Source organism: Bacillus sp. SIMBA_074 (assembly GCF_046534555.1).
Classification (GTDB): Bacteria; Bacillota; Bacilli; order Bacillales; family Bacillaceae_G; genus Bacillus_A; species Bacillus_A mycoides.
The window spans coordinates 1-239 of the sequence record NZ_JAWRYM010001155.1 but is presented as its reverse complement, the minus strand read 5'-3'; the positions used below and the strand labels follow the sequence as shown (position 1 = coordinate 239).

General features: G+C 35.6%; 1 protein-coding gene. It reads right to left on the bottom strand.

What is annotated here, in order from left to right; translation table 11 throughout:
* Positions 1 to 199: cyclic nucleotide-binding domain-containing protein (locus SB773_RS34355; protein WP_410594999.1), on the bottom strand; the 199-nt coding region annotated here is incomplete at its 3' end.
* Positions 200 to 239 lie beyond the last annotated feature (40 nt).

The following is a 239-nucleotide window of genomic DNA, read 5'->3' as shown; positions in this document are numbered from 1 at the left end:
ATAAAGCAATATAACGTTCTGCTTTTCTATAATCCGAAGCCATTATGAAAGACGTAATATGTTCTAATACCGGATTTTTTAACTGCATTTCTAACTCTTTTTCCCGTGTGCCGCTCACCAAAATAGTATCTTCCAAACATTGAATCGAAAACTCGGAAGGTTTTCCGTCTAAATAGCTGGAATAAATTACCATCGGCATTTCTTCGATAAAAAAACCTGAAGTCTTTTCTTCGGCATCA